The organism is Paenibacillus macerans (genome assembly GCF_050565405.1).
Lineage (GTDB): Bacteria > Bacillota > Bacilli > Paenibacillales > Paenibacillaceae > Fontibacillus > Fontibacillus macerans_B.
On the sequence record NZ_JBNYYG010000022.1, the window covers coordinates 19,088 to 45,644 of the forward strand.

Below are 26,557 nucleotides of genomic sequence, written 5' to 3' on the forward strand. Positions count from 1 at the left end.
CTTGACGAATTTGGGAGACTTGGTCGTCCGCAAATCTTACGGTGGAGACGTCACGTTCCGGATCGAACGGATTGAGCGGAGCGAAGCTATCATCAAAGGAACGGAATACCGGCTGCTGGCGGATGCGCCCTTAACCGATCTGGTCAGGGTAGACCCGGCTTCCCCAGGGGAAAAAACGCAACGTGTCCGCATTAAAGCCACGGAATCGATAAAAAGGCTAACGCAGGACCGCAAAGAACTGGCGGAACGCAACCAGATGTCGATCGGCCGGGAACTGTACGTACAGGGGGAATCGGCCTATTTTGAAGTTCCGGGCAAGGTCCTGCATCTGGACGGCGACGAAAGATATTTGCAAAAAAGCTTAAGTTTATACGAGAAGCTGCGCGTCCCGGCCCAAGGCTATTTCGTGACGGAGGCGCAGATGGCCCGGGCGCTATATCGTTTGCTGCCGACGGTGAAGCCGGATATCGTGGTGCTGACCGGCCATGACGGAGTACTCAAGCAACGGCCCTCGGGAGACCTGTACAATTTGACCAGCTACAAGAATTCGAAGCACTTCGTCGAGGCTATTCAGACGGCCCGGCAATACGAAAGGAATTTCGATACGCTGACGATCGTGGCCGGCGCCTGCCAGTCTCATTTCGAGGCATTGCTGCAGGCGGGAGCCAATTTTGCCAGCTCCCCCGGACGAGTGCTGATCCACGCGCTGGATCCGGTTTACATCGCCGCCAAAGCGTCGTTAACCTCGATCCGCGAAACGATCCAGATCACGGATGTGCTTAATCATACAATTAGCGGCGCTCAGGGCGTCGGCGGGATTGAGACACGGGGCAGCTACCGGATCGGACTGCCGAAGCTCAGGGACTTGACGACGCTGAAGGTTGTCCCTTCGATGTAAACCAATATTGGATTTGTCCAACCCGGAAGGACGTGAGCCGACAGGCCCAGGACCTTCCGGGTGTTTGTTTTTTGGCGGATCTCAGGCCGCACAGGAAATTGTCGAAAAATAATCGTTGACATAGCTTTTTACCTGCTGATATAATTATTTGTTTTGATTTGACAAGCGTGTGACTTTCCTGTATAATGGACAAAGAAAGAAGGTGGTCACAGGCAATGGCTAAAAATGCGCTGTCGGAAATCAAGCATAGTCTCGACGCTCACGTTGGACAGAAAATTATGCTGCGGGCAAACGGAGGTCGCCGGAAGACCGTCGAACGCACCGGAGTATTGGAGGAGACCTATCCTTCTGTCTTCATTGTGAAGCTGGATCAAGAACAACAGACCTTTAAGCGTGTGTCTTACAGTTATGCCGATATACTAACCGAATCCGTTGAGGTCATGATTTGCGACGACAACGATGAGATGCGGATTTCGTATATTAAACCGTGAGCATCAAGTTAAAATTAGTAAACGGCTTTCGCTTAAGGGCGAAGCCGTTTTTTAATGCTGCCGGAGGCAACCGCTCGGCATTGCCGAATGCATGTGCGCAACGAGTGGACAGGTTTCCCAGTATGAACGGGGGGAACCGGCGTATACTATCCATGTTCCCTATATCCATGACCCCAAAGGAGGACTGGCCATGTCGCGCAGAAGACGTAGCGTTATGTCGGAGGACCTGAAGGTCGAGCTTGCGAAGGATCTGGGATTTTACGATACCGTCCAGCAAGAAGGCTGGGGAGGGATCAGGGCCAAAGATGCGGGGAATATGGTGAAGCGCGCCATCGAGCTCGCCGAGAAGGCCGCAGCCAAGCAGCAGTAAATACGAACAAGCGAAGCTTCCCTTTGGGGAGCTTCGTTTTTTTTGCCGGATGAAGTAAGATAGAGTGAGAAAAATTTGTCTTTCGTACATAGACGCGGGGCCAACTATTTTTTAAAATAAAGTAACGTGCAAGAAGACCGGATGAACGAGGATTCTCACGGAATTGCTAAGGGTGGGGGAGCGCCATGAAAATTTACGAAAAAGCACCGGCTAAAATCAACTTAATGCTCGATGTTCTGCATAAGCGTCCGGATGGATACCATGAAGTCGAGATGATCATGACGATGGTTGATCTCGCCGACCGGCTGGAAATGAGCGCCCTCCCGCGGGATACGATTATTATTTCGAGCCAGGCCGGATATATTCCGCTGGACGAGAAGAACCTGGCGTTTCAAGCGGCAAAGCTGATCAAGGAACGATATAACGTACGCAGCGGGGTGTACATTCACCTCGACAAGAAGATTCCGGTGGCGGCAGGGTTGGCCGGCGGCAGCAGCGACGCAGCAGCGACGCTGCGGGGGTTAAACCGGCTATGGGAGCTCGGCATCTCCGATAAGGAGCTGGGGGAGCTGGGCTCGGAGCTCGGCTCGGACGTTCCGTTCTGCGTCACGGGCGGTACGGCCCTGGCCACGGGCCGGGGCGAGGTGCTGACGCCGCTGCCGAATCCGCCGCAGTGCTGGGTCGTGCTGGCGAAGCTGCCGATCAACGTGTCGACCGCGGAGGTATACGGACGGCTGCGCAGCGAACAAATCACGGATCATCCTTCGGCGGAACGGATGCGTGCGGCGCTGGAGCACCGTTCTTTCCCGGAGGTGTGCCAGGAGCTGGGCAACGTGCTGGAGCGCGTAACGCTGCAAATCCACCCAGAGGTGGCGCATCTGAAAGAGACGATGCTGCGCCTCGGCGCCGATGGCGTGTTGATGTCCGGCAGCGGGCCGACCGTCTTTGGCCTCGTTTCCAAAGAATCGAAGGTTCCGCGGATCTACAACGGATTGCGGGGGTTTTGCAAAGAGGTTTATGCCGTGCGCTTGTTGACCTGAAGCTCGGAATCCAAAGCACGAAGTCCTGCCCCGGCGTGAATTCGCTTTTTTCCAAGGCTTGGACAAATCCGTACAAAAATGTTATAGTTTCATTAAAATATTCGGATTTAGCGAGGGGTACTTCGTGAAAAAATTAAAGAGAAGCGCGCGATTGGTGGAGATGACCCATTATCTGTTATCCCGTCCGCATCATTTGATTCCTTTGACCAACTTTGCACAGCGGTATGGAGCGGCGAAGTCCTCGATCAGCGAGGATCTCGGAATCATTAAAGAAGTGTTCGAAGATGAGGGTATGGGGGAATTGCTAACGCTGGCCGGGGCCGCCGGGGGCGTCAAATACATTCCGCGGGTCGGCCGGGAGCAGGCGCTGGCGTTCATCCGGCAACTGTGCGGCAAGCTGGCGCAGCCGGATCGCATATTGCCGGGCGGATATTTGTATATGTCGGACCTGCTCGGACAGCCGGCGCTGATGAACGAGGCCGGGAAGCTGTTCGCTACCGCCTTCGGCGATCTCGAGATCGATTGCATCATGACCGTGGAGACGAAGGGGATACCGTTGGCGTACGCGACCGGAGCCGAGCTGAACCTGCCGGTCGTCCTGGTGCGACGGGACCATCAGGTGACGGAGGGATCGGCCGTAAGCATCAATTACGTGTCCGGCTCCCACAAAAGCCTGCATACGATGACGTTGTCCCGGCGGGCGCTCAAAGATCACTCGCGCGTGCTGATCGTCGACGATTTCATGAAAGCCGGGGGCACGATTCAAGGCATGGTCGACCTGCTGGCCGAATTTAACGCGGAGGTCGCCGGAGTCGGGGTATTGGTCGAATCGGGCGAGATCGCTTCGGAACAACGGTTGCTGCATGATTACGTGTCGCTTGCGACGCTTCGGGCGGTTGACGCCAAAGGCAAAGAAATTTCCGTGGAGCCGGGGAACTATTTTTCAAAATTTGGACAATAAGAACCGTGTCGACGCTTTCCTCAGATTGTAAGGGTTTCCGACGAAACCTGTCGAAAAGCCCGCCATATCAAAAAAAATCGTGAATTTAGGCCATTTTATTGTTCCAAAAAAAAGGATTTCCGTTCGCTATGTGGAATATTACACCAAGTCTCTGATGGAAAAAGGTGGTGAACACATATGCAAATTACGGATGTAAGACTCCGCCGAGTCAGCTCTGAGGGCAGAATGAAGGCGATCGCATCCATTACCATCGATAACGAATTTGTTGTTCATGACATTCGCGTAATCGACGGCAACAATGGGATGTTTGTAGCTATGCCTAGCAAGCGCACACCGGACGGGGAGTTCCGGGATATCGCACATCCGATTTCCTCCGGCACCCGCGAGAAGATTCAAGCTGCGGTATTGGCTGAATACGAACGTGCCGCCGACCAAGAGGAAGCGATTGAAGAAGGGGCGTAAGTCGCATATTTAATTCTTGATCAATTGGGGTTTGAGGAAAAGGGAGTCATGCTGTGTGCATGGCTCCCTTTTCTTTTTGCCCTAAATGAGATATATTCAGTAATGAGTTTAAGACAGAGTATAAGATACCTCTTAGAGAAGGAGGCCGGGACCTTGAAAAGATTAGCGATTGTTCTTGCCGCAGGACAGGGGAAGCGCATGAAGTCCAAGCTTTATAAAGTGCTCCATCCCGTATGCGGCAAACCGATGGTCGGGCATGTCTTGAACGCAGTTCAAGATGCCGGTTGCGAGCGCAGCATCGTGGTCGTTGGCCACGGCGCCGAGGCCGTGAAATCCTATCTGGGTTCATCGGCGGAGTACGTACTGCAGGAACAGCAGCTGGGGACCGGGCATGCCGTAAAGCAAGCCGGGCCATTGCTCGCGGGAGAAGAAGGGACGACCGTGGTCATCTGCGGCGACACCCCTTTGGTAACTGCGGAAACGCTTGAAGCGCTGATCGATCTTCATTCCCGCAAGGGTGCGGCGGCAACCGTGCTTACCGCCAAGATGGACCAGCCGTTCGGATACGGCCGGGTAATCCGCGGAGAGAACGGTACGGTTCAGCGGATCGTCGAGCAGAAGGACTGTTCGCCGGAGGAAGCTACCGTGCCAGAAATTAATACAGGCACCTATTGCTTTGATAATGCAAAATTATTCGCCGCGTTGGAGAAGGTAACCAACCACAACGCTCAGCAGGAGTATTACTTGACCGATGTGATCGGCATTTTGGTGCAGGCGAACGAAATTGTCGAAGGCTACGCGGTACCCGACGTGAGGGAATCGATCGGCGTCAATGACCGCGTTGCGTTATCGGAAGCCGAAGCGACGATGCGAGAGCGAATCGTCCGCAGGCACATGCTGAACGGCGTCACGGTGATCGATCCAACGTCGACCTATATTGGGGCGGAGGTCACCATTGGTGCCGATACGGTGCTTCATCCGGGAACCGTTCTCTCCGGGAAGACAACGATCGGCGAAGATTGCGTGATCGGGCCGAATGCTCAAATCGAGGATAGCGTGATTTATGACGGCGCGAAGGTGAAGCAATCGGTTCTCAGCCAGGCGGAAGTCGGCCGGGAAACGACGGTGGGGCCTTTCGCTTATTTGCGTCCGGGGGCCAAACTCGGAGCCAACGTCAAAGTCGGCGATTTCGTCGAGATCAAAAACGCCACGCTGGATGACGGTGCCAAAGTATCGCATCTGAGTTACGTCGGCGATGCCAAAGTCGGCAAAAACGTCAATATCGGCTGCGGCGCGATTACGGTCAACTACGATGGTTATAATAAGTTTATTACGGAAATCGAGGACGATGCTTTCGTTGGCAGCAATGTCAATTTGATCGCACCGGTCAAGGTAGGCAAAGGCGCTTACGTGGTTGCCGGCTCGACCATCACGCATTCGGTTCCCGAGAATGACTTGGCCATTGCCAGAACCCGGCAGGAGAACAAATCCGGTTATGCCGAGAAAATCCGCGCCCGGGCAAAAGCCAAAAAGGAAAGACAGCAGAAATCTTAAACCAGTCCATCATAGGATGATAGTAACCATTGTCGGAATCAGGATGCAGTGACCATTTTGAATAGACGGGGTAGCTCGAAGGCGGGTTCTATGGACGATCCCTTTCGCTATCTACACAGCACGGAGGGTTTTAATTTTATGACTTATTGCGATTCTAAATTGAAGATATTCACCTGTAACTCCAATCCCAAGCTGGCTCATCAAATCGCCGATTATATCGGGATTCCGATGGGCGATTCGGAGACGACGAGCTTTAGCGACGGCGAAATTCAGGTCAAGCTGTCCGAGAGCGTTCGAGGCTGCCATGTGTACGTGGTTCAATCGACTTGCGCGCCCGTGAACGACAATCTGATGGAGCTCCTCGTGATGGTGGATGCTTTAAAAAGAGCTTCGGCCAAAAGCATCAATGTGGTTGTCCCGTACTACGGTTACGCCCGCCAAGACCGGAAGGCCCGTTCCCGCGATCCGATCACGGCCAAGTTGGTCGCCAATCTGATTGAGAAAGCCGGAGCCCACCGGGTCATTACGATGGACCTGCATGCGATGCAAATCCAGGGCTTTTTCGATATTCCCGTGGACCATATGCTCGGGGTGCCGATCCTGGCCCAGTATTTCCGGTCCAAGCATATCCAAAATCCGGTCGTGGTTTCGCCTGACCACGGCGGGGTGGTTCGCGCCCGCAAGCTGGCCGATTTCCTTAATGCGCCGCTGGCCATTATCGATAAGCGCCGTCCGGAGCCGAACGTTAGCGAGGTCATGAACATCATCGGGAATATCGAAGGCAAGACCGCAATTCTCGTGGATGACATCATCGATACCGCCGGTACGATTGTCCTGGGCGCCAACGCGTTGAAGGAGGGCGGGGTCGAGGAGGTTTACGCCTGCTGTACGCATCCCGTGCTGTCCGGTCCGGCCATGGAACGCCTGGAGAACTCTCCGCTCAAGGAAGTCATCGTGACCGACACGATTCCGATCCTGCACCCGAACCCGACGAGCAAGCTGAAGGTGCTGTCCGTGGCTCCGCTGATGGGCGAAGCGATCATTCGCGTCCATGAGGAACTGTCGATCAGCAAGCTGTTCGAGATCGAATAAAATGGTTACTGCCGCACAAGGGGTTGCATCCTCCCGATCGGGGATGTAACCCCTATCGGCGTATTTGCGACTCCGCTGAGTTATTGGTGAAAAATGGAGCTGCGCAAGCTTGTTTGATCTTACGGTCGCTGTTGTTCTCGGATTTCTGGATTAGGTAAATTCAAGAGTGGTAGAAATCCGATCACAAAGCGAACGCTCCGCTCCTTCAGATTCAAACAGCCCGCTCCGCAAAATTTTCACCTTATAGGGGGATCGCCATGCTCCGAAGGCGGGGGTCGCCACTCCCTTGGGGCGGCTGCACCCCTATGTGGCAGTAGGGGGAGGGCAGGAAGGGACGATGGGATCGTGGAATCCACTCTCGATTCGTCCCCAATGAGCTGCATTAGCTGGACTTTTTCCACTTAGTTGCTGAAGCGCTATAGTAACATTATTTTGGAGGTACATGACCGATGAAGTGGATCGTAGGACTCGGGAATCCGGGGTCCCAATATGAGAAGACACGGCATAATATCGGCTTTATGGCCGTGGATGAGCTGGCGCGCCGGCATGGCATCGAGGTCAAGCAGAGCAAATGCAAGGCGTTGATCGGCGAAGGCATGCTGCCGGGCGGCAAAGTCGTACTGATCAAGCCGATGACTTACATGAACCTGTCCGGCGAAGCGGTACGCGCCTACATGGATTATTACAAGGCGTCGCTCGACGACATGATCGTGGTGTACGACGACCTCGACACGGAGCTCGGACGCAATCGGTTGCGCTATCAGGGCAGCGCCGGCGGCCACAACGGGATCAAGTCGATCATCCAGCATACCGGCACGCAGACGTTTAACCGAATCCGTATGGGCATCTCGCGCCCAGAGCCGGGGTATGCGGTAGTCGATTACGTGCTGTCGGGTTTTGCCAAAAAAGACAAGCCGCTGCTGGACCAGTCGATCGAAGCGGCCTGCGACGCGTTGGAATTCAGCCTTGACCATACGTTCGAACAGACGATGGCCAAGTATAACGGGTGACCTCGCGGAACTTATCGTGAAGGCGCACCATCTTTCCGTTCCGGCATAGAATGCCGTTGACAGGAAGTTTCTATGAGAAGGCGCTGGGCTAAAAGCCGTCGGTACGGGGCATACTGAAGACATAATGAATCTTCAGGAGGCATATAGATGGCTATAAACTACGTCTGCCGGCACTGCCGGACGGTGATTGGTAGAATAGAAGCGCCTCAGGTGACGGAAACGCAACTGGGCTTCCATTCCTTGACCCCCGATGAGCGGAGAGATATAATAGCGTATGATTCGCATGGCGAAATGACGGTCCGGGTGACCTGCGATTACTGCAGGGAGGCGCTTGACCATAACCCGGAGCTGATGTTGCTTGCCAATCCTCTGCAATGAGCGATTGCAGCCGAACTACGATGGACAAATTCACCGGTTTACGGGTAATAGAGCCTTGGCACGTATGCTGAGGCTCCTTTTTGGTTCGGGTAAGGAGGACTTACCCTTTTCGTTTAAATAGGGATTCAATAAGCAGTAAGAGAGGTGCCTCATTTGCTACAAGCACTTATTCAAGCTTTTTCAAGGGATACCGACTTTGCTTCCTTGGTCGCCGGCGTAGGCTCAGGCATGAAGGAGCAGTTGATCTCGGGCTTATCGGGATCCTCGAGACAAGTGATGCTGGCCGCGCTCAGGCAGGAGACGGACCGGCCGCTTCTCGTCGTAACCCATAACATGTTTGCCGCCCAGAAAATATACGAAGATTTGCAGGAAGCGCTAACACCGGATAACGTATTGTTGTATCCGGCCAATGAGCTGGTCGCCGCCGAATCGGCCGTGTCCAGTCCGGAGACGCTGGCGCAGCGGATCGAGGTATTGCTGAAATGCTCCCGGGGATTCCGGGGCATCGTGGTGGTGCCTTATTCCGGTATCCGCCGCTATATTCCGACGCCGGAGGCAATGGCCGGCGCCGGATTGACGATTACCTTGGGAGGAACGCTGCAACTGGACGACTTCCTGACCCAAATGGTCGAGCTTGGCTACGAACGGGTCGAACGGGTCGAATCCCGCGGGGAAATGAGCCTGCGCGGCGGGATCATCGATTTCTATCCGTTGACCTCGTCCATGGCTTACCGCGTGGAATTGTTCGACGACGAAGTCGACTCGATTCGGACCTTTGACCCGGCCGACCAGCGTTCGGTGGATCAGATCAAAGACGTGTTCATTCCGCCTTGCAAAGAATTGATCGCCACGGCAGGACGGCTCGAGCAGGCGGCGCAGGCCGTTTCCGAACGGCTGGAGATCCAACTGGACAAAATGACCGACCGCCAGGCCAAGAACAGGCTGCGCGAAGAGCTGTTCAAGGAAATGGAGCTGCTCCGCGAACATGTCTATTTTCCGGAAATCTATAAATATGTTTCTTTGATCTATCCTGAGAGAAAAACGCTATACGACTATATGCCGAAGGATACGCTGCTCATTCTGGACGAACCGGCGCGACTCCTGGAAACGGCCAAGCAGCTGGAGCGGGACGAGGCGGAATGGAACCTGCATTTGTTCCAGAACGGCAAAAGCTTGCCTGAGCTGCCGCTGGCGGTCGACGTGGACCATGTGCTGTACCACCGGCCGTTCCAGACCTTGTTCATGTCGTTGTTCCTGCGCCAGGTGCCGCATTCCCAACCGCAAAACATCGTCAATTTCGTCAGCCGGGCCATGCAGGATTTCCATGGTCAAATGAATGTGCTGAAGGCGGAAATGGAACGCTGGAAAAAGAGCGGCGCCCATGTCATGATGCTGGCCAGCGGCGACGAGCGGATGGAGCGGATGCGGCGCGTGCTGCAGGATTACGGCATCGACGAGCCGATACTGTTGAAAGGCAACCTGCAGTCCGGCTTCGAGCTGCCCTCCGTTCATCTCGTGGTCATCACCGAAGGGGAGATGTTCTCCCAGAAGCAGCGCAAGGCGCGTCGCGTCGCCAAAAGCATGGACAATGCCGAACGGATCAAGAGCTATACCGAACTGAAGGTCGGCGATTACGTCGTTCACCAAAATCACGGCATCGGCAAATATTTGGGCATCGGCACGCTGGAAGTCGGCGGGATCCACAAAGATTACATGCATATCCTTTACGCCGGCGGCGACAAGCTGTCGGTGCCGATCGAACAGATCGACATGATCCAGAAATACGTCGGTTCCGAGGATAAAGAGCCGAAGATTTATAAGCTGGGCGGCAACGAGTGGACGCGGGTGAAGAACAAGGTCCGTTCTTCCGTCCAGGACATCGCCGACGATTTGATCAAGCTGTATGCCGAACGGCAGGCGGCGCCGGGCTTTGGGTTCGAGAAAGACTCCCCGGAGCAGCAGGAATTCGAAGCGATGTTCCCCTACGACGAGACGCCGGATCAGCTGCGGGCAATCGAAGAGATCAAGAAGGATATGGAAAAAAGCCGCCCGATGGACCGCCTGCTGTGCGGCGACGTCGGATACGGCAAAACCGAGGTGGCGATTCGGGCCGCGTTCAAAGCGGCGATCGAAGGCAAACAGGTCGCGGTGCTGGTGCCGACCACGATTTTGGCGCAGCAGCATTACGAGACGTTCCGCGAGCGCTTCGCCGGCTATCCGATCAACATCCAGACGCTTAGCCGCTTCCGCAGCCGCAAGGAGCAAAACGAAACCATCAAGGGGGTACGCCAGGGAACGGTCGACATCGTCATCGGGACTCATCGGATCCTGTCCCAGGACTTGGTGTTCAAGGATTTGGGCCTCCTGATCGTCGACGAAGAACAGCGGTTCGGCGTCACGCATAAGGAGAAGCTGAAGAAGCTGAAAACGAACGTGGACGTGCTGACGTTGACGGCGACCCCGATCCCGAGAACGCTGCACATGTCGATGCTGGGCGTGCGGGATTTGTCGGTCATCGAGACGCCGCCGGAGAACCGTTTTCCGGTGCAGACCTATGTCGTCGAGCATAGCCAGGCGCTGGTGCGGGAAGCGATCGAACGCGAAATGGCGCGCGGCGGACAAATTTATTATCTGTACAACCGCGTGCAGGGCATTCAGGAGATGGCGGCGCAAATCTCGATGCTCGTGCCCGACGCCCGGGTCGGGATCGGGCACGGCCAAATGTCGGAGCAAGAGCTGGAGAAGACGATTCTCGACTTCCTCGACGGGGAATACGACGTGCTGGTCAGCACCAGCATCATCGAAACCGGCGTCGACATTCCGAACGTCAACACGCTGATCGTGCACGATGCCGACAAGATGGGCCTGTCCCAGCTGTATCAGCTGCGGGGCCGCGTCGGCCGCTCCAACCGGATCGCCTATGCTTACTTCACCTATCAGCGCGACAAATCGCTGACCGAAGTGGCCGAGAAGCGGCTGCAGTCGATCAAGGAATTTACCGAGCTCGGCTCGGGTTTCAAAATCGCCATGCGCGACTTATCCATCCGCGGGGCAGGGAATTTGCTCGGCGCGGAGCAGCACGGTTTCATCGCTTCCGTCGGCTTCGATCTGTATTCGCAAATGCTGGCCGAGGAGATCCAGAAGCGCAAGGTGTCCATGCTCGGGGAGCCCGATCCCGTGGAAGCCAGCTGGAGCACGTCCATCGATCTCGGCATCGATGCGTATTTACCGTCGGATTATATTTATGATAGTATTCAGAAGATCGAGATTTACAAAAAGACGGCTTCCGCAACCTCGTTCGAGGATGTGGCCGAGCTTGAGGACGAGCTGCTGGACCGGTTCGGCGAGCTGCCGGAAGCGGTGCAGAACTTGCTCTCCGTAGCCCGGGTCAAGCTGTACGGCAGACAGTACGGCATCGAGTCGATCTCGTTGCGGGGCGAAGAAGTCACCATCAAGTTCTACGAAGGCCGGGAAAAGGTCGTCGTGCCAAGCAAACTTGCCGATGTTGGAAATCTGTTCGGAAGACGTGTACAATTTACTCAAGGATCCGTGATGCTCATCCGGATAAAAACCAAGGGAATGGACGACAAAGAGTTGATGGGCTTGTTGGAACAATTTCTGAATGCCCTGAAGGATGCGTTCAAAGCGAAAGGGGAACTACAAAATGTTTCAAAGTAAAAGGCGCACTTGGAGAACGCTGCTGATTGCCCTCGTGGCAGTACTGGCTTTCTCCGTGATGGCGGGATGCGGGAAAAAGGAAGCGGGCTCCGGAGGCAACGATACCAGTAAGGTCATCGCCACCTACGAGGGCGGCGAAATTACGGAGAACGAATTCGACCGCGAGCAGCGCATCGTCTTGGCGCTTCAGCCGCAAATGGAACAGTTTATGCAAATGGACGATTTTCGCGATTATTTGATCAAGCAAGAAATCGCTTACGAATACCTGGAGACCAAGGCTGACGACAAAACGAAGGAAGCCGGCAAGAAAAAGGCGGACGAGCAGTTTGAAGCGATGAAGACATCGTACGGCGAAGATAGCTTCAAACAAATGCTCGATGCGCAAAAAATCACGGAGGCCGATTTCAAGGCTTATATGGTGCGGATCTACACCGTCATGGAAGGGCAACTCCAACTGATCAACGAAGATGAAGTGAAGAAGGAATTCGAAGCGACGAAACAGGAATACACGACGGCTTCGGTTCGTCATATCCTGATCGGACTGACGGATAAAGAGGGCAAAGAGCGGACCAAGGATGCTGCGCTCAAATTAGCCAAAGAGGTTAAGGCGAAATTGGACAAGGGCGAAGATTTCGCTACGCTCGTCAAACAATACTCCAATGACGGACAACAGAATATTGACAACGGCGGCCTGTACGAGAATGCCGAAGTTAGCCAGTGGGTGGAAGCATTCAAACAGGCTGCCTTGACTCAGCCGCTGAACAAGATCGGCGAACCGGTCGAAACGGAATACGGGTACCACATCATTCGCGTGGAAGCCCGTACCGAGAAGAAGTATGAGGATTTGACGCAGGAACAGAAAGACATGATCAAAACGACGCTGGCCTCCGGCAAATTGGACGAGTTCATGGCCGGAGACCTGGAGAAAAACATTATCAAGAAGATCGAACTGCCTAAGGTGGAAACCCCAGCCGCAGAAAACGGGGCGAATACCGGCAACGGAGCCGGCACGGATGCAGGGACCAATGCCGGTACAGATGCAGGCGCGAATGCCGGTACCGAAGGCTCCGGCAATGCCGGAAACGCCGGCAAATAAGATCGGGAACTGCCCTGAAAGGGCTGGGATGAAGGCAACGCGGAGGATTATCCGCGTTGCTTTCTTTTTTTATATACGCGGCCGGCGATTTAAAATCATGGTTCATTATGATGAATAAGGTGTTCGTCAGGGATGAATACTATGGTCAGAATCACAGAACAAGCCATCCCTATCCATACCCATTTCCGGTCCGCTGTATTTGGCGAAGCTTATGACGCATACGTCTGCGTGCAGCAGATTTTGTATAAAGGTCGTTCATAAAGCCGTCTGCAGGTCAGTCAGCAACGCAAGTAGGCATTGTTCCGGTTGAAGCCGTTAGGTGAAACCGCAAGGGAAATCCAAGCCGTAGTTCAAAACTTCTAGGAAAGCGGGGCAACAAGTGAAATGAAAGCTACTGGTATTGTACGCCGTATCGATGATCTGGGCCGTGTCGTTATCCCTAAGGAAATCCGCCGGACTTTGCGGATTCGCGAAGGAGATCCGCTCGAAATTTTCGTGGATCGGGATGGAGAAGTGATCTTAAAGAAATATTCGCCGATCGGAGAGCTGGGCGATTTCGCCAAGGAATACGCAGAATCATTGTATGAGAGCACCGGGCACATTACGTTGATCTCCGACCGGGATACATTGATCGCCGTGGCGGGGGCCTCCAAGAAGGAGTATCTGGAGAAGCAAATCGGCACGCTGCTGGAGAGCAGCATGGATGGACGCAAAATCATGATGGAAACGGAGTCGGGCTCCTACGAAATCACGAAGGACCATCCGGAGAATATTTCCTCGTTCGTCATCGCACCGATCATTGCCGGTGGAGATCCGATCGGAACGGTTGTGTTGATCAACAAGGACGATGCCGTCAAAATGTCCGATCTTGAATCGAAAATGGCGGAAACCGCGGCCGGCTTTCTGGCCAAACAGATGGAGCAATAGCCGTAGAGCAGCCGATACTAAGCATAGCTTACCGATTAACTTACACACACCCCCTGCAGCGGGCGGCGGAGCCCGTCCAAAGCTGAAGAGGGATGTGTAAGTTTTTTGTGTTATCCCGGGGAAAAATGGCGGCATACCCTTGATTCGTCATATAATGGAACCTGCAAGCCAAGTAAAGCCATTATGATAAGGCAAAGTAGGTAAACCATGAAGGAATCGAAAGAAAGTCTGTCTTCCAAGCTATTGAAGGGAGCGGCCGTGTTGAGCGCGGCGGCCCTGATCACCAAGCTGCTCGGGATGTTGCAGAAAATCCCGCTGCAAAACATCGGGGGAGACGGCGTTTTTGGCATTTATAATACGGTATATCCTTTTTACGCGTTGTTGATTACGCTCACGACCTCCGGCTTCCAGGCGGCGGTCGCCAAATTTGTGGCTGAGCGGCATGCAGCCGGACGGGAGCGGGAGCAGCGCGAGGTGCTGCGCACGGCTGCGGTGCTGATGGCGGTGTTGGGGATGGCCGCCGCAGGGATCCTTTATTTTGGCGCGCCGCTATTGTCGCGGTTGATGGGGAGCAGCCTGTTGGCGCCGGCGCTCCAAGGAGCGGCTCCGGCCCTGCTGTTCGTACCCATCGGCGCGGCGCTGCGCGGTTATTTCCAGGGGCTGCAGAACATGCTGCCGACGGCGATATCCCAGGTCACCGAGCAGGCCGCCCGGGTGACGGTGATGATCGTCCTGCTGCTGTATTTAAGCCGGCTGCAAGCGCCGGAGCATGTCATTGCCGGCGGGGCGTTGGCCGGATCGGTCGCCGGAGCCGCCGCCGGACTGGCGGTTATGCTGCTCTATTGGCGGGCTTACCTCAAGCGCCTTCGGCAGCGCGGGAGTTTCGAACCGCCTGAGAGTGCGGTGCGGAGGCGGTCGCTGCTTCCCGCCATATTGAAATACGCCATTCCGATCTGCCTTGCGTCGTTAGCCGTGCCGCTGATCAGCCTGGTCGACACGTTCACCCTGCCGCGGCTGTTCTCCGAACACGGGGAGGAGCTGCGCATCATGGCCCAGGTGGGCATCTATAACCGGGGCATCCCGCTCGTGCAGCTCGTGACGATGCTGGCCGCCTCGCTGTCGGTGTTGTTTATACCGGCGATGGCCGAACTGCAAATGAAGGGGGACGCGGACACGATCCGGAGGCAATCGCAGGTGGCGCTGCGCTGGTTCTGGCTGATCGGCCTGGCGGCTTCGCTGGGGCTTGCGCTGCTGGCGGAGCCGATCAACGTGATGCTTTACGAGGATGCGGCGGGCACTGCCACGTTCGCCTGGGTGGCGTGGACGGCCGCGCCCGGCGCGCTGGTCGCGGTCACGAGCGCCCTGTTGCAGGGGCTCGGCCACGTGCGCGCTCCGGCGCTGCACCTGCTCGCTGCGGCGCTGCTCAAGACCGCGCTGAACGCGCTGCTCGTGCCGCAGCTCGGCATCACCGGCGCGGCGATCGCCGGCATCGCCGCGTACACCGCAGCAGCCGCGCTGAACCTCGCGCTGCTGCTGCGCCGCACCGGGCTGCGCCCGCGCCTGCGGGACGCGGTGCTGCGCCCGCTAGCGGCGGCCCTGGCGATGGCCGCCGCCGTCCTCGCGCTGCGCCTCGCCGCCGCCGAGCTGCCCGAGGGCCGCGGCATGGCCGCGGCCGAGAGCCTGCTCGGCGTGCTGCTGGGCGCAGCCGTGTTCGCCGCAGCCGTGCTGCGCACGCGGCTGCTCAGCGCGGCAGAGCTGAGCGCCCTGCCGCGGGTCGGCCCGAAGCTGCTGGCGCTGCTTCGGAAGCTGCGGCTGCTGCCGTAGCGCAGCAGCGCCGCCGCTGCGGTACCGAGCCTCTCGAAGACCTCGGCCTCCCGCACTGCGCCCGCCCCGATTTTATAATCGGCTGACGCAGTGGTATAGTAGAAGGTAGTTCAAAAAACATCTTTTGATCATGAAGTAGTTTCACGGAGTTGCAGATAGCCTCCAGCAAGCAAACGGACACCAGAAACGCTATTGGCCCGCCTTAGGGCAGTTTCCGATTCTAACGGACCAAGAAGACCTTATTTCGGTCAAAAGCGGCGAAATTGCCGCCCTGAGAACCCAATAAGGTCTCTGGAGTCCGTTACAGCGGGAAATAGCTGGGAAATGGGCAAATAAGGTCATTACGGTCCGTTACGCAGCCACGCTACAGGGAGTTCCTGGCTTCATCCGACCTCAAGCGTTTTGAAACAACGCGCTTCGAAAGCATAGGCTTAGCGTTTTGAAAAAACGCACATCGGAATCCTAAGCATCGGTGCTGAAAAGCCGATTTTTTGAACACTCATTAGTGAATTACATGCCGAAACAGACAGGGAGTGAGATCAGTACCATGAGCGCATCCATTACGGTCGTCGGCCTGGGTTCGGGAGATCCCGACCGGCTGACGCTAGGAAGCATGAAACGGCTGCAAGGCGCGAAGGAACGCTACGTACGGACCAAAGATCATCCGGTCGTCGCTTGGCTGGAGGAAACGGGCGTCGGATTCGCCTCGTTCGACGAGGTGTACGAAGCCAAGGATGACTTTCCGGCCGTTTATGAGGAAATCGCCGCCCGGCTGCTGGTGCGGGCCAGGGCAGGCCTGGAAGGACAGACCATCGTTTACGCGGTGCCCGGCCATCCCATGGTGGCCGAAGCGTCGGTGAAGCTGCTGCGGGAGCGCTGCCCGGAGCAAGGCATCGCCCTCGACATCGTCGGCGGGGAGAGCTTCCTCGACGAAGCGTTCGTCCGGCTGGGCTTCGACCCGATCGAAGGCTTTGCGCTACTCGATGCAACGGCGCTGAGCGGAGGTGCGATCGACCCTCGCCGGCATACGCTCATCGGACAAGTATACGATCAACTTACGGCGTCTGAGGTGAAGCTGGGGCTGATGGAGATATTCCCCGACGACTATCCGGTCGTAGTGGGACATGCGCTTGGCGTCGCGGGCCAAGAGCGGATTCAGCGGATTCCGTTGTTCGAGCTGGACCGCATCCAGGGATACGGCAATCTTTCGCTCGTCTATGTGCCGGCCAGCGAGGACGAAGCCCTGCGCATCCGCAGCTTTCAGCGGCTCCATGAGATCGTGTCGATCCTGCGAAGTCCGGGAGGGTGCCCGTGGGACCGCGAGCAAACGCATGAATCGATCCGCAAGAACCTCATCGAGGAAACCTATGAGGTGCTGGAGACGATCGACGACGACGATCCCGACCATATGCGCGAGGAACTGGGCGACCTGATGCTGCAAATCATGCTGCATTCCCAGATGGAGGAAGAGCTTGGTGCCTTTTCGGTCTACGACGTGATTCAGGAGCTGAACGAGAAGTTGATCTACCGTCATCCGCACGTGTTCGGCAACCTGAGCGCCGAGGATGCGGAAGCCGCGCTAAACAACTGGGAAGCGATGAAAGCCGAAGAGAAGAAGCGCAAAGGCATCCAGCCGGAGCGGCAATCGGTGATCAGCGGGGTACCGCGGGATCTGCCGGCTTTAATGAAGGCCTACAAGCTGCAGAAAAAAGCGGCGAAAGCCGGCTTCGACTGGGAGTCGATCGACGGGGTTTGGTCCAAGCTGGAGGAGGAGATCGCCGAACTGAAGGAAGCCGTGGCGCAAAAGCACGAACCCGAAGCGCAGGAGTTGGAGCTGGGCGACGTGTTGTTTTCGGTGGTGAATGCCGCCCGTTACATCGGGGCCGATCCGGAGGAGGCGTTGTCGCGGACGATCCGCAAGTTCACGCAGCGGTTCCAATATGTCGAAGAACGCCTGCGCGAGCAGGGGAAAGCCCCGGGCGACAGCACGCTCGCCGAGATGGATGCTTTCTGGGACGAGGCTAAGTCGAAAGAACGGGAATGATGGGAGAAAAGGCCTAAATATCGGTTTTTTTGCGAAAAAATCAAAAAAAAGTTCCCGGCGGTGCAGGATTTTTCATCTCAAGCAAGAATACTCATACAAAGATAACCATGGGCTTATATCAGGCTTTACGCCTGTAGTGCCAAGGTATCACCTATTTCTTTTATTATTGGGAGGCATTATTAATGAACAAAACAGATCTGATCAACAACATTTCCAGCAAAAGCGGTTTGACGAAAAAAGACGTTGAATCCGTATTGAACGGTTTCCTTGGCGAAATCACCGACGCTCTTGCTGGCGGAGACAAAGTACAATTGATCGGCTTCGGTACGTTCGAAACCCGCAAACGCTCCGGTCGTACGGGCCGCAACCCGCAAACCGGCAAAACGATCGAAATCCCAGCATCCAATGTTCCGGCATTCAAAGCGGGCAACAAACTTAAAGAAGCTGTAAAATAATGCGTCTTGATAAATTCCTGAAGGTGTCACGGTTAATCAAGCGGCGCACGGTGGCCAAGGACGTCTCCGAACAAGGCAGAGTCCTGATCAACGGGCGCGAGTCCAAACCGAGCAGCACCGTCAAGGTGGGCGACGAAGTCACGGTTCAATTCGGCCAAAAGCTGGTGACCGTCCGCGTCGAACGCCTGGTCGAGACGACTCGCAAGGATGAAGCTGCCACCATGTATACCTTGGTCAAGGAAGAGCCGATCGCGAAGGATTCCGGCCTGGACTGGAATTAGAAGCGAAGAGCTTAAAGCGTGCCCCGCTCGATCGGGGCATGCTTATTTTTTGTCCATCAAGGTACCGGGGTTCTGCTCCTGAAGTCCTTCTCCCCCATCCGGATTTCAGCGGTAGGCTTTCATGGCAATAAGAAAAGTTAAGAACTGTCAAAAATATCTCTACCAAAATCACCGAATCGTGGTAATATAATAAATACACATTTCATCTTTTTTTGCTGACATCTCTTGTAGAGTTTTGTCTGACAGCTTGATGTCACATCCACTTCTTGTTTTCGAAATAAGCATGACGGCTTCTTAGAAAACACCTCGGATTCAGCTCCATGTCGAAACAACCAACGAACGATGGACGCTACTACACGTTACAGCTACTATCCGGCACGACTATTCCACCCATGATTTTACGCATCTGCCGCCTGTTTTATGGAACGATCGCTAGACGGTTCATGCTCGGACGAGTTCTTATCCGTTATGAATACAAAACGTTCATGTCTGCTTTTCGGAAGGGTGTAATTTAAAACGCTTACAAAGTGAAAATATTCACAATTGTTTCATTCATCTTTTGCCATACCGACCATAGGGTATACAAGGGTAGATATTCCAGTCTAGCCAAAGGAAGAATGCCGATGAAACAGTTCGTTCACAAGCTTTATTCCCGGGGAGAATTGGCGAGGGATGAGCTTGTCTATTTGCTGGAGCACATGGATGCCGAAACGCGTGCGGAGCTATTCCGGTTTACCCATCGCAGAAGGATGGAGAAATACGGGGACAAGGTGTACATGCGCGGCTTGATCGAGTTTTCCAGCTTTTGCCGGCGGGACTGCCTGTATTGCGGGTTGCGCGCCGGAAACCGGAACGCCGAACGCTATCGGCTGAAGCCGGAGCAAATTCTGGATTGCTGCCGGGAAGGGTATGATCTGGGCTTCCGCACCTTCGTGCTCCAGAGCGGCGAGGACGCTTGGTACACGGCCGATATCTTGACTGAACTGGTCCTGAATATCAAGTCGAATTTTCCGGATACGGCCCTGACGCTGTCTATCGGCGAACGGGATGAAATAACCTACAGCAAGTTGTACAAGGCGGGGGCGAACCGGTTTTTGCTGCGCCATGAAACCGCTTCCCGCAGGCTCTATCAATCGCTGCATCCAAATATGTCCTTCGATAATCGCAGGAACTGCCTGAAGACGCTGCAGGCGATCGGTTATCAGGTGGGCGCGGGATTCATGGTCGGGCTGCCCGGCCAGACCGCAGAGGATTTGGCGGATGATTTTATATATCTCAAAACGTTGAACCCGGACATGATCGGCATCGGCCCGTTTATTCCGCATGACCAGACTCCGCTCGCAGGCGCTCGTGCCGGTTCGCTGGAGGATACGCTGGTCATGGTGGCGTTGGCCCGGCTACTCGTCCCGGATGCGCTCATTCCCGCGACGACGGCCCTTGGCACGCTAAACTCCGAAGGCCGGGAAATGGCGCTGAAGGTTGGAGCCAACGTGGTCATGCCGAACTTGTCGCCTGTTAGCGTCCGCAACAAATACGCCCTGTACAACGGCAAAATTTGTACGGGAGACGAATCTGCACAGTGCAGGCACTGCCTGGAGCTCCGCATCGGAGTTGCGGGCTTTTCCGTGGATATGGGAAGGGGGGATAGCATCAAAGCCATCATGGCTAACCGCTGAAATTAGTCTGGAGTGAGCTGGAGTCACCATAGATGCCGCATCCTTAGACGTGTTTTCTTTTCGCTATTATTCGTGAAATAATTCACAACTAAATCGTAGAGGAGAAATGGCGAATGAGCATATTGACCAAAACGAACGAGCTCGGCTTTTTCGAAATCCGTCTGGAATCCATCGGCGGGCTGGGCGCGAATCTGGCCGGGAAGATGCTGGCGGAGTCCGGCGTGCTGGGGCTCGGCTTAAACGGCGCGAACTTTTCGTCCTACGGCTCGGAGAAGAAGGGATCGCCCGTCAAGAGCTTTGTCCGCTTTTGCGAGCCGGACGTAGAGATTCGCGATCACAGCCCGATCGAGGAGCCGAATGTCATCGGGCTTTTCCATGAGGCGCTGCACAAAACGGTCAACGTATTGAGCGGGTTGAAACCGGACGGGATCGTGCTGGTGAATTCGACCCGCGAATTCGACGAGATCCGGCGCGACCTGAAATTCCCTTACGGGACGCTGGCCGTCGTCGATGCGATGGGGATCGCGATCGATGAACATACGAAGGTGAATACCTCGATGCTGGGCGCGATGTTCCGCATTTGCGATTTCCTGGACCGGGATTCGATGCGCGAGGTGATAAAGCATACCTTCCAGAAGAAATATCCGCATTTGGTGGAGCCGAATCTGCGCACGTTCGACCGGGGATACGAGGAGGTCCGCTTCGAGACCATCGAGCCGCCGGAAGGGGCAAAAGGGATGCGCTTCGAACGGGCGCAGCCGATGCTTGGTTACGAAACGCAGGTTCCCGGCGGCGTGATCCGCACGCAGGGCAACAGCCTACTGAAGGACTTGAGCGGATCGCGGCAGGGCTTTGTGCCCGAACTCGACATGGAAAGCTGCATTCATTGCGCCAACTGCGACACGGTTTGTCCGGATTTGTGCTTCGTATGGGAGTCCGGGGAGGACAAGAAAGGCCGGCCGCAAATGTTCTTGCGCGGGATCGACTACCAGTACTGCAAAGGCTGTTTGAAATGCGTGGAAATTTGCCCTACGGGCTCGCTCAGCGTGCGCCGGGAAGAACCCGGATATGCCGACAGCCACCGCGTTGCCCACGTCTTTCAATAGAGGTAGTTCAAAAAGTCATCTTTTGATCACGAGGTAGATCAAGAAGCGGATTCGACATCGAATCTTGAATTCAGCCGGGCCTTCCGTTGCTCACGTAGCCTCCAGCTACGCTGTGCTACTCAGGCCCTAGCTTCATCCAACCTTCTCGGTGCTGAAAATCTGACTTTTTGAACAAGAATCATATCGTACTTTTTTGAACAAGGATTATACCGCGTAGAGGAGGACTTAATCGATGTCTATTACCGAAGAAAAAATAACGAGTTTGACGCAGGCGGAGCAAACGACGGCCTTCGAATCGGGGAATGAAGCGGCGGCTATGGCGGCGGCGCAGATCAACTACCATGTGATGGGGTATTTTCCGATTACTCCGTCGACCGAGATCGCGCAAATCCTTGACCAGAAGAAAGCCCAGGGACTCCACGACATTCAGCTGATCGCGGCCGACGGGGAGCATGGCTCGGCGGGGATTTGCTACGGGGCGGCGTTAAGCGGCGCCCGGGTCATCAACGCCACGAGCGCCAACGGTTTCATGTATATGATCGAGCAGCTGCCGGTGCAATCGGGCACGCGGTTCCCGATGGTCCTGAATTTGGTGACGCGGGCCATCAGCGGTCCGCTGGATATCCGCGGCGACCACTCCGATTTGTATTACGCCTTGAACACCGGCTGGCTGATCCTCACGGCGAGCACGCCGCAGGCGGCCTATGACATGAATATTATGGCGCTGAAGCTGTCCGAACACGCGGAGGTGCGGCTGCCGGTGATCGTGGCTTACGACGGTTTTTTTACCTCGCACCAGAAGCGGAAGCTCAGCTATTTCAAGGACGCCAAGACGGTCCGGGCTTTCGTGGGCGAAGCACCGCCAGCCGGGTTCGACAACGTAGCCGATCCGTCGCAGCCGATCACGGTCGGCGCGCACATGAACGGCGATGACCTGTTGAATAACCACTACCAGCTGCATCTGGCGCAGGAGCGGGCCGCCGATGTGTATAAGCAGATCGCCGCCGAATACAAGGCGTTGTCGGGACGCGATTATCCGACGCTTGACCTCTATCGGATGGAGGATGCGGAGGTCGCTTTGTTCCTGCTCAATTCCGCGGCGGAAACGGCCAAGGACATCGTCGACAAGCTGCGGGCGCAAGGCGTCAAGGCGGGCATCGTCCGGCCGAACATCATTCGGCCTTTTCCGGCGGAAGAGATTCGCAGCGCGCTGCGCGGGGTCAAGGCGCTGCTGGTCGGCGAGCGGGCCGATTCCTACGGCGGGCAAGGCGGCAATATGACGCATGAAATCCGCTCGGCGCTGAAGCTCGACCCGGCGAACCAAACGGTCGTCCTCTCCCGCGTGTATGGGCTTGGCGGCAAGGACTTCTATCCGGACGAAGCGGAGGCCTTCTTCGAACTGGCGATCGAGGCGATGAAGCAGGGCAAAGCCGCGGTGCCGTTCGATTACTTCGGGCACGTGCCGGGCGATCCGGTACACGAGCTCAGACCGATCTTGACTCCGCAGCACGGAGATGCCTTTAACAGCGGGCTGATTCAAGTCACCCCCGACGAGGCGACCGGCAAGCTTAAGGTGAAGCTGCCGCCGCTGCGCAGCTTGACGGCGAAGCCTAAGCGGCTTGCGCCGGGGCACGGGGCATGTCCGGGCTGCAGCGCGATCTCTTCGCTGGAGTTGTTTTATAAAGGCATCGAAGGAGACGTCGTGACGTTGTTCCAAACCGGCTGCTCGTACGTCGTCACCGCGGGTTATCCTTACACTTCGCACAAGCAGACCTTTATCCATAACCTGTTCCAAAACGGGGCCGCCACCGTCTCCGGGGTGGTCGAGGCGTTCTGGGAACGGAAGCGCCGGGGCGAAATCGACGTATCCGATAACGTGACCTTCATCATGGTGACGGGCGACGGCGGGATGGACATCGGGATGGGGCCGGCGATCGGTTCGGCGCTGCGCAACCACCGGATGATCATTTTGGAATACGACAACGAAGGGTACATGAATACCGGCTCCCAGCTGTCCTATTCCACGCCGCTGGGCCATATGACCAGCACGTCGGGCGTAGGCAAGAAACAAAAGGGCAAGGCGTTCCACCACAAGGATACGCCGCAGATCATGGCGGCGACGAACATCCCGTACGTGTTTACCGGCGCCGAAGCTTTCCCGCAGGATCTGATCATGAAGGCGGCCAAAGCGCAGTGGTATGCCCAGCATGAAGGATTGGTGTACGGGAAAGTGCTCAGCACTTGTCCGTTGAACTGGCGGTCCGAAGACCAACTCGGCACGAAGATTCTCAAAACCGCGGTGGAATCCTGTTTCTTCCCGCTGTACGAAATCGAGCATGGCGTCACGAACATCACCTATAATCCGGAAGCGAAAAACAACCGGATTTCGCCGCAGGAATGGCTGAAGCTGATGGGCAAGACGAAGCACATGCTGGCGGACTCCGAACTGCTGGAGGCCTTCGAGGAAGAGGTTAACCGGCGGTGGGAACGCCTGAAGCTGAAGCACGAAAGTCCGCTGCTTTAAGAGGTTGTTCAAAAAGTCATCTTTTGATCACGAGGCGGGTCAGGAAGTGGATTCGACGTCGAATCTTGAATTCAGCCGGGCCTTCCGGTGCTCACGTACCCAAAACGTACGCTCCGCTCCTCAGTCCCTAGCTTCCTCCAATCTTCTCGGTGCTGAAAACCTGACTTTTTGAACACGTACTTTAACAGCGGCTGCCGGATGCTGCGCTCACGGACCCTTAAGCGGGGGCGCGGCGCCCGGCGGGATTCCGATCCATGAAAGGACGATGAAGGGAGAGAATCACCATGGGAGACACATGCCAGTGTCAAGGAGAACAGCAGCAGGAACGGCTTCGCCGGGTCGGCGAAATCATCGATCAGTTTCGGCTGCTGCCCGGAGCATTGATTCCGGTGCTGCATGAGATTCAGGATATCTACGGCTATTTGCCGGAGGAAGCGCTGCAGATCGTGTCCAGGGAGCTGGAAATGCCGATGGCGGAGATTTACGGCGTGGCGACGTTCTACTCGTTTTTCTCGCTAGAACCGAAAGGCGAGCATGTCATCCGCGTTTGTATGGGTACCGCCTGCTATATCAAGGGGGCGCAGGCCGTGCTCGACCGGCTGAGTTCGGAGCTGAACGTGCCGGTGCAGGGGACGACGGCGGACGGGAAATTTACGCTGGACGCGACCCGCTGCCTCGGGGCCTGCGGGCTGGCACCGGTTATGACCATCGGGGAAAAAGTGTACGGGCGGCTGACGCCCAATGAAATCCCCAAAATTCTGAAGCAGCTGCGCACGCCTGCGGAGACGCACTAGGAGGGAGATACGATGAAAACGTTGTTGGATCTCGAAAGCATCCGAACGGCCCATTTGGGCCGGCTGGTCAAACGGAAACTGGGCAAGGCCGGAAACGATGAAGGCGGCGTGGCCCAGCGGTCCGTCATGATCTGCGGCGGTACGGGCTGTACCTCCTCGGACTCGATGCTCATTGCGGAGGCGTTCGAGAAGGAGGTACGCAGCCAGGGCATCCAGGACAAGATCGATATCGTACGTACCGGTTGCTTTGGGCTATGCGAGTTGGGGCCGGTCGTGATCATCTACCCGGAAGAGGTGTTTTACAGCCGGGTGAAGGTCAAGGACGTCGCGGACATCGTCGATGAGCATCTGCTTAAGGGAAATATCGTGGAGCGGCTGGTGTATCAGCAATCGCTGGAGGACGGGCGGATCAAACCGCTGCACGAGGTCGACTTTTTCCGCAAGCAGCATCGGATCGCCTTGCGCAACTGCGGCACGATCGATCCGGAGGATATCGACGAATATATCGCGATGAACGGATATAAGGCGCTGCACAACGTCCTGACGACGATGCAGCCTGCGGAAGTCATTTCAGAAGTGAAGGAAGCGGGCTTGCGCGGACGCGGCGGCGGCGGTTTCCCGACGGGGATGAAGTGGGAGACGGCCGCGAGGCAGCAGACGGCGCAAAAATACATGATTTGCAACGCCGACGAGGGCGATCCCGGGGCGTTCATGGACCGCTCGATCCTGGAGGGCGACCCGCATTCGGTGCTCGAAGGGATGGCGATCGCCGGATACGCGATCGGGGCCAATCACGGTTTTATTTACGTGCGGGCGGAATATCCGATCGCCGTGAGACGGGTGCAGGCGGCCATCAAGCAGGCCCGCGATTACGGCCTGCTTGGGGAGGATCTGTTTGGCAGCGGTTTCTCTTTTGATATCAGCGTCCGTTTGGGCGCGGGGGCTTTTGTCTGCGGCGAGGAAACGGCGCTGATGAACTCCGTCGAAGGCAAGCGCGGGATGCCGAACCCGAAACCGCCGTTCCCGGCGGTCAGCGGCTTATGGGGCAAGCCGACCGTGATCAACAACGTGGAGACGCTGGCGAACATTCCGATCATCCTGCTGAAGGGCGCCTCGTGGTATGCCGGCATCGGGACGGAAAAAAGCAAAGGCACCAAAGTCTTCGCGTTAGGCGGCAAGGTGGTCAACACCGGGCTGGTGGAGGTGCCGATGGGCATTACGCTGCGCGAAGTCATTTACGAAATCGGCGGCGGGATCCCCGGCGGCAAGGCGTTTAAGGCCGTCCAAACCGGCGGGCCTTCCGGCGGCTGCTTGACGAGCGAGCATCTCGACCGTCCGATCGACTACGATACGCTGCTGAGTTTGGGTTCGATGATGGGCTCGGGCGGCATGCTGGTCATGGATGAAGAGACGTGCATGGTGGACGTGGCGCGGTATTATCTCGATTTCACGCGGGACGAATCCTGCGGCAAGTGCGCTCCGTGCCGGATCGGCACCAAGCGGTTGCTGGAGATCCTGGAGAAAATCACGGACGGTAAAGGCACGATGGAGGATCTGGAGGTCCTCGAGGAGCTGTCCGAACAGATCAAGGCGGCTTCCCTGTGCGGTCTTGGCCAAACGGCGCCGAATCCGGTGCTGTCCACGCTGAAATATTTTCGCGACGAGTATATCGCCCATGTCATCGATAAGAAATGCCCGTCCGGGGTTTGCCGCTCGTTGCTCACGTATACGATCGACGCGGAGAAATGCAAAGGCTGCAGCCTTTGCGCACGGAAATGTCCGGTGGGGGCGATCACCGGCAAGGTGAAAGAGGCGCATACCATCGATCCGCTCGTTTGCATCAAATGCGGGCTTTGCTTCGACAGCTGCAAATTCGCCGCAATCTATAAAAGCTAA

Annotated in this window: 22 protein-coding genes; all 22 read left to right on the top strand. The window is 56.2% G+C overall.

The window, feature by feature from the left end; translation table 11 throughout:
- Position 1: 1 nt before the first annotated feature.
- Positions 2-898, top strand: a complete 897-nt coding sequence (gene yabG / locus ACQ4N8_RS14650; RefSeq protein WP_430705118.1) for a sporulation peptidase YabG — start codon at positions 2-4, stop codon at positions 896-898.
- A 215-nt stretch (positions 899-1,113) separates the two neighbouring features.
- Positions 1,114-1,389 (top strand): biofilm formation stimulator Veg, encoded by a 276-nt coding sequence (gene veg / locus ACQ4N8_RS14655; RefSeq protein ID WP_155608065.1) that lies wholly within the window; start codon positions 1,114-1,116, stop codon positions 1,387-1,389.
- Between the two features lie 190 nt (positions 1,390-1,579).
- Positions 1,580-1,759 carry a small, acid-soluble spore protein, alpha/beta type gene (locus ACQ4N8_RS14660; RefSeq protein WP_430705119.1) on the top strand — a complete coding sequence of 60 codons (180 nt, stop codon included), beginning with the start codon at positions 1,580-1,582 and terminating at the stop codon, positions 1,757-1,759.
- A gap of 185 nt (positions 1,760-1,944) precedes the next feature.
- Complete coding sequence (gene ispE / locus ACQ4N8_RS14665) at positions 1,945-2,799, top strand: 4-(cytidine 5'-diphospho)-2-C-methyl-D-erythritol kinase (RefSeq protein WP_430705120.1); 855 nt, start codon at positions 1,945-1,947, stop codon at positions 2,797-2,799.
- Between the two features lie 124 nt (positions 2,800-2,923).
- Entirely contained in the window at positions 2,924-3,760 is an 837-nt protein-coding gene (purR, locus tag ACQ4N8_RS14670; RefSeq protein WP_430705121.1) for a pur operon repressor, read from the top strand.
- Between the two features lie 177 nt (positions 3,761-3,937).
- Positions 3,938-4,222 carry a septation regulator SpoVG gene (gene spoVG / locus ACQ4N8_RS14675; RefSeq protein WP_036618134.1) on the top strand — a complete coding sequence of 95 codons (285 nt, stop codon included), beginning with the start codon at positions 3,938-3,940 and terminating at the stop codon, positions 4,220-4,222.
- 153 nt (positions 4,223-4,375) lie between these two features.
- A complete protein-coding gene (glmU, locus tag ACQ4N8_RS14680) occupies positions 4,376-5,776 on the top strand; it encodes a bifunctional UDP-N-acetylglucosamine diphosphorylase/glucosamine-1-phosphate N-acetyltransferase GlmU (protein WP_430705122.1) in 1,401 nt (466 codons plus the stop codon).
- Positions 5,777-5,914: 138 nt separating this feature from the next.
- Positions 5,915-6,868: a ribose-phosphate diphosphokinase gene (locus ACQ4N8_RS14685; RefSeq protein ID WP_430705123.1), complete on the top strand. Its 954-nt coding sequence runs from the start codon at positions 5,915-5,917 to the stop codon at positions 6,866-6,868.
- Positions 6,869-7,317: 449 nt separating this feature from the next.
- Positions 7,318-7,878, top strand: coding sequence for an aminoacyl-tRNA hydrolase (pth, locus tag ACQ4N8_RS14690; RefSeq protein ID WP_430705124.1), 561 nt, complete (start codon positions 7,318-7,320; stop codon positions 7,876-7,878).
- A 147-nt stretch (positions 7,879-8,025) separates the two neighbouring features.
- Entirely contained in the window at positions 8,026-8,256 is a 231-nt protein-coding gene (locus ACQ4N8_RS14695) for an anti-sigma-F factor Fin (RefSeq protein ID WP_430705125.1), read from the top strand.
- Between the two features lie 153 nt (positions 8,257-8,409).
- A complete protein-coding gene (gene mfd / locus ACQ4N8_RS14700) occupies positions 8,410-11,934 on the top strand; it encodes a transcription-repair coupling factor (protein ID WP_430705126.1) in 3,525 nt (1,174 codons plus the stop codon).
- Positions 11,921-13,030, top strand: a complete 1,110-nt coding sequence (locus ACQ4N8_RS14705; RefSeq protein WP_430705127.1) for a peptidylprolyl isomerase — start codon at positions 11,921-11,923, stop codon at positions 13,028-13,030. The genes mfd and ACQ4N8_RS14705 overlap by 14 nt, the downstream gene beginning before the upstream one ends.
- Positions 13,031-13,414: 384 nt before the next feature.
- A complete protein-coding gene (spoVT, locus tag ACQ4N8_RS14710) occupies positions 13,415-13,957 on the top strand; it encodes a stage V sporulation protein T (protein ID WP_430705128.1) in 543 nt (180 codons plus the stop codon).
- 207 nt (positions 13,958-14,164) lie between these two features.
- Positions 14,165-15,781, top strand: coding sequence for a putative polysaccharide biosynthesis protein (locus tag ACQ4N8_RS14715; RefSeq protein WP_430705129.1), 1,617 nt, complete (start codon positions 14,165-14,167; stop codon positions 15,779-15,781).
- Positions 15,782-16,328: 547 nt separating this feature from the next.
- Positions 16,329-17,825, top strand: coding sequence for a nucleoside triphosphate pyrophosphohydrolase (mazG, locus tag ACQ4N8_RS14720; protein WP_430705130.1), 1,497 nt, complete (start codon positions 16,329-16,331; stop codon positions 17,823-17,825).
- A gap of 182 nt (positions 17,826-18,007) precedes the next feature.
- Positions 18,008-18,280 carry an HU family DNA-binding protein gene (locus tag ACQ4N8_RS14725; protein WP_068784357.1) on the top strand — a complete coding sequence of 91 codons (273 nt, stop codon included), beginning with the start codon at positions 18,008-18,010 and terminating at the stop codon, positions 18,278-18,280.
- Complete coding sequence (locus ACQ4N8_RS14730; RefSeq protein ID WP_430705131.1) at positions 18,280-18,561, top strand: RNA-binding S4 domain-containing protein; 282 nt, start codon at positions 18,280-18,282, stop codon at positions 18,559-18,561. Before ACQ4N8_RS14725 ends, ACQ4N8_RS14730 begins: the two co-directional genes overlap by 1 nt.
- A 623-nt stretch (positions 18,562-19,184) precedes the next feature.
- A complete protein-coding gene (gene hydE / locus ACQ4N8_RS14735; protein ID WP_430705132.1) occupies positions 19,185-20,237 on the top strand; it encodes a [FeFe] hydrogenase H-cluster radical SAM maturase HydE in 1,053 nt (350 codons plus the stop codon).
- Positions 20,238-20,350: 113 nt separating this feature from the next.
- Entirely contained in the window at positions 20,351-21,343 is a 993-nt protein-coding gene (locus ACQ4N8_RS14740; RefSeq protein ID WP_430705134.1) for a 2-oxoacid:acceptor oxidoreductase family protein, read from the top strand.
- A 232-nt stretch (positions 21,344-21,575) separates the two neighbouring features.
- Positions 21,576-23,867, top strand: coding sequence for a thiamine pyrophosphate-dependent enzyme (locus ACQ4N8_RS14745; RefSeq protein WP_430705135.1), 2,292 nt, complete (start codon positions 21,576-21,578; stop codon positions 23,865-23,867).
- A 284-nt stretch (positions 23,868-24,151) separates the two neighbouring features.
- Positions 24,152-24,661 carry an NADH-quinone oxidoreductase subunit NuoE gene (nuoE, locus tag ACQ4N8_RS14750; protein WP_430705136.1) on the top strand — a complete coding sequence of 170 codons (510 nt, stop codon included), beginning with the start codon at positions 24,152-24,154 and terminating at the stop codon, positions 24,659-24,661.
- A 12-nt stretch (positions 24,662-24,673) separates the two neighbouring features.
- Positions 24,674-26,557, top strand: coding sequence for an NADH-quinone oxidoreductase subunit NuoF (nuoF, locus tag ACQ4N8_RS14755; RefSeq protein WP_430705137.1), 1,884 nt, complete (start codon positions 24,674-24,676; stop codon positions 26,555-26,557).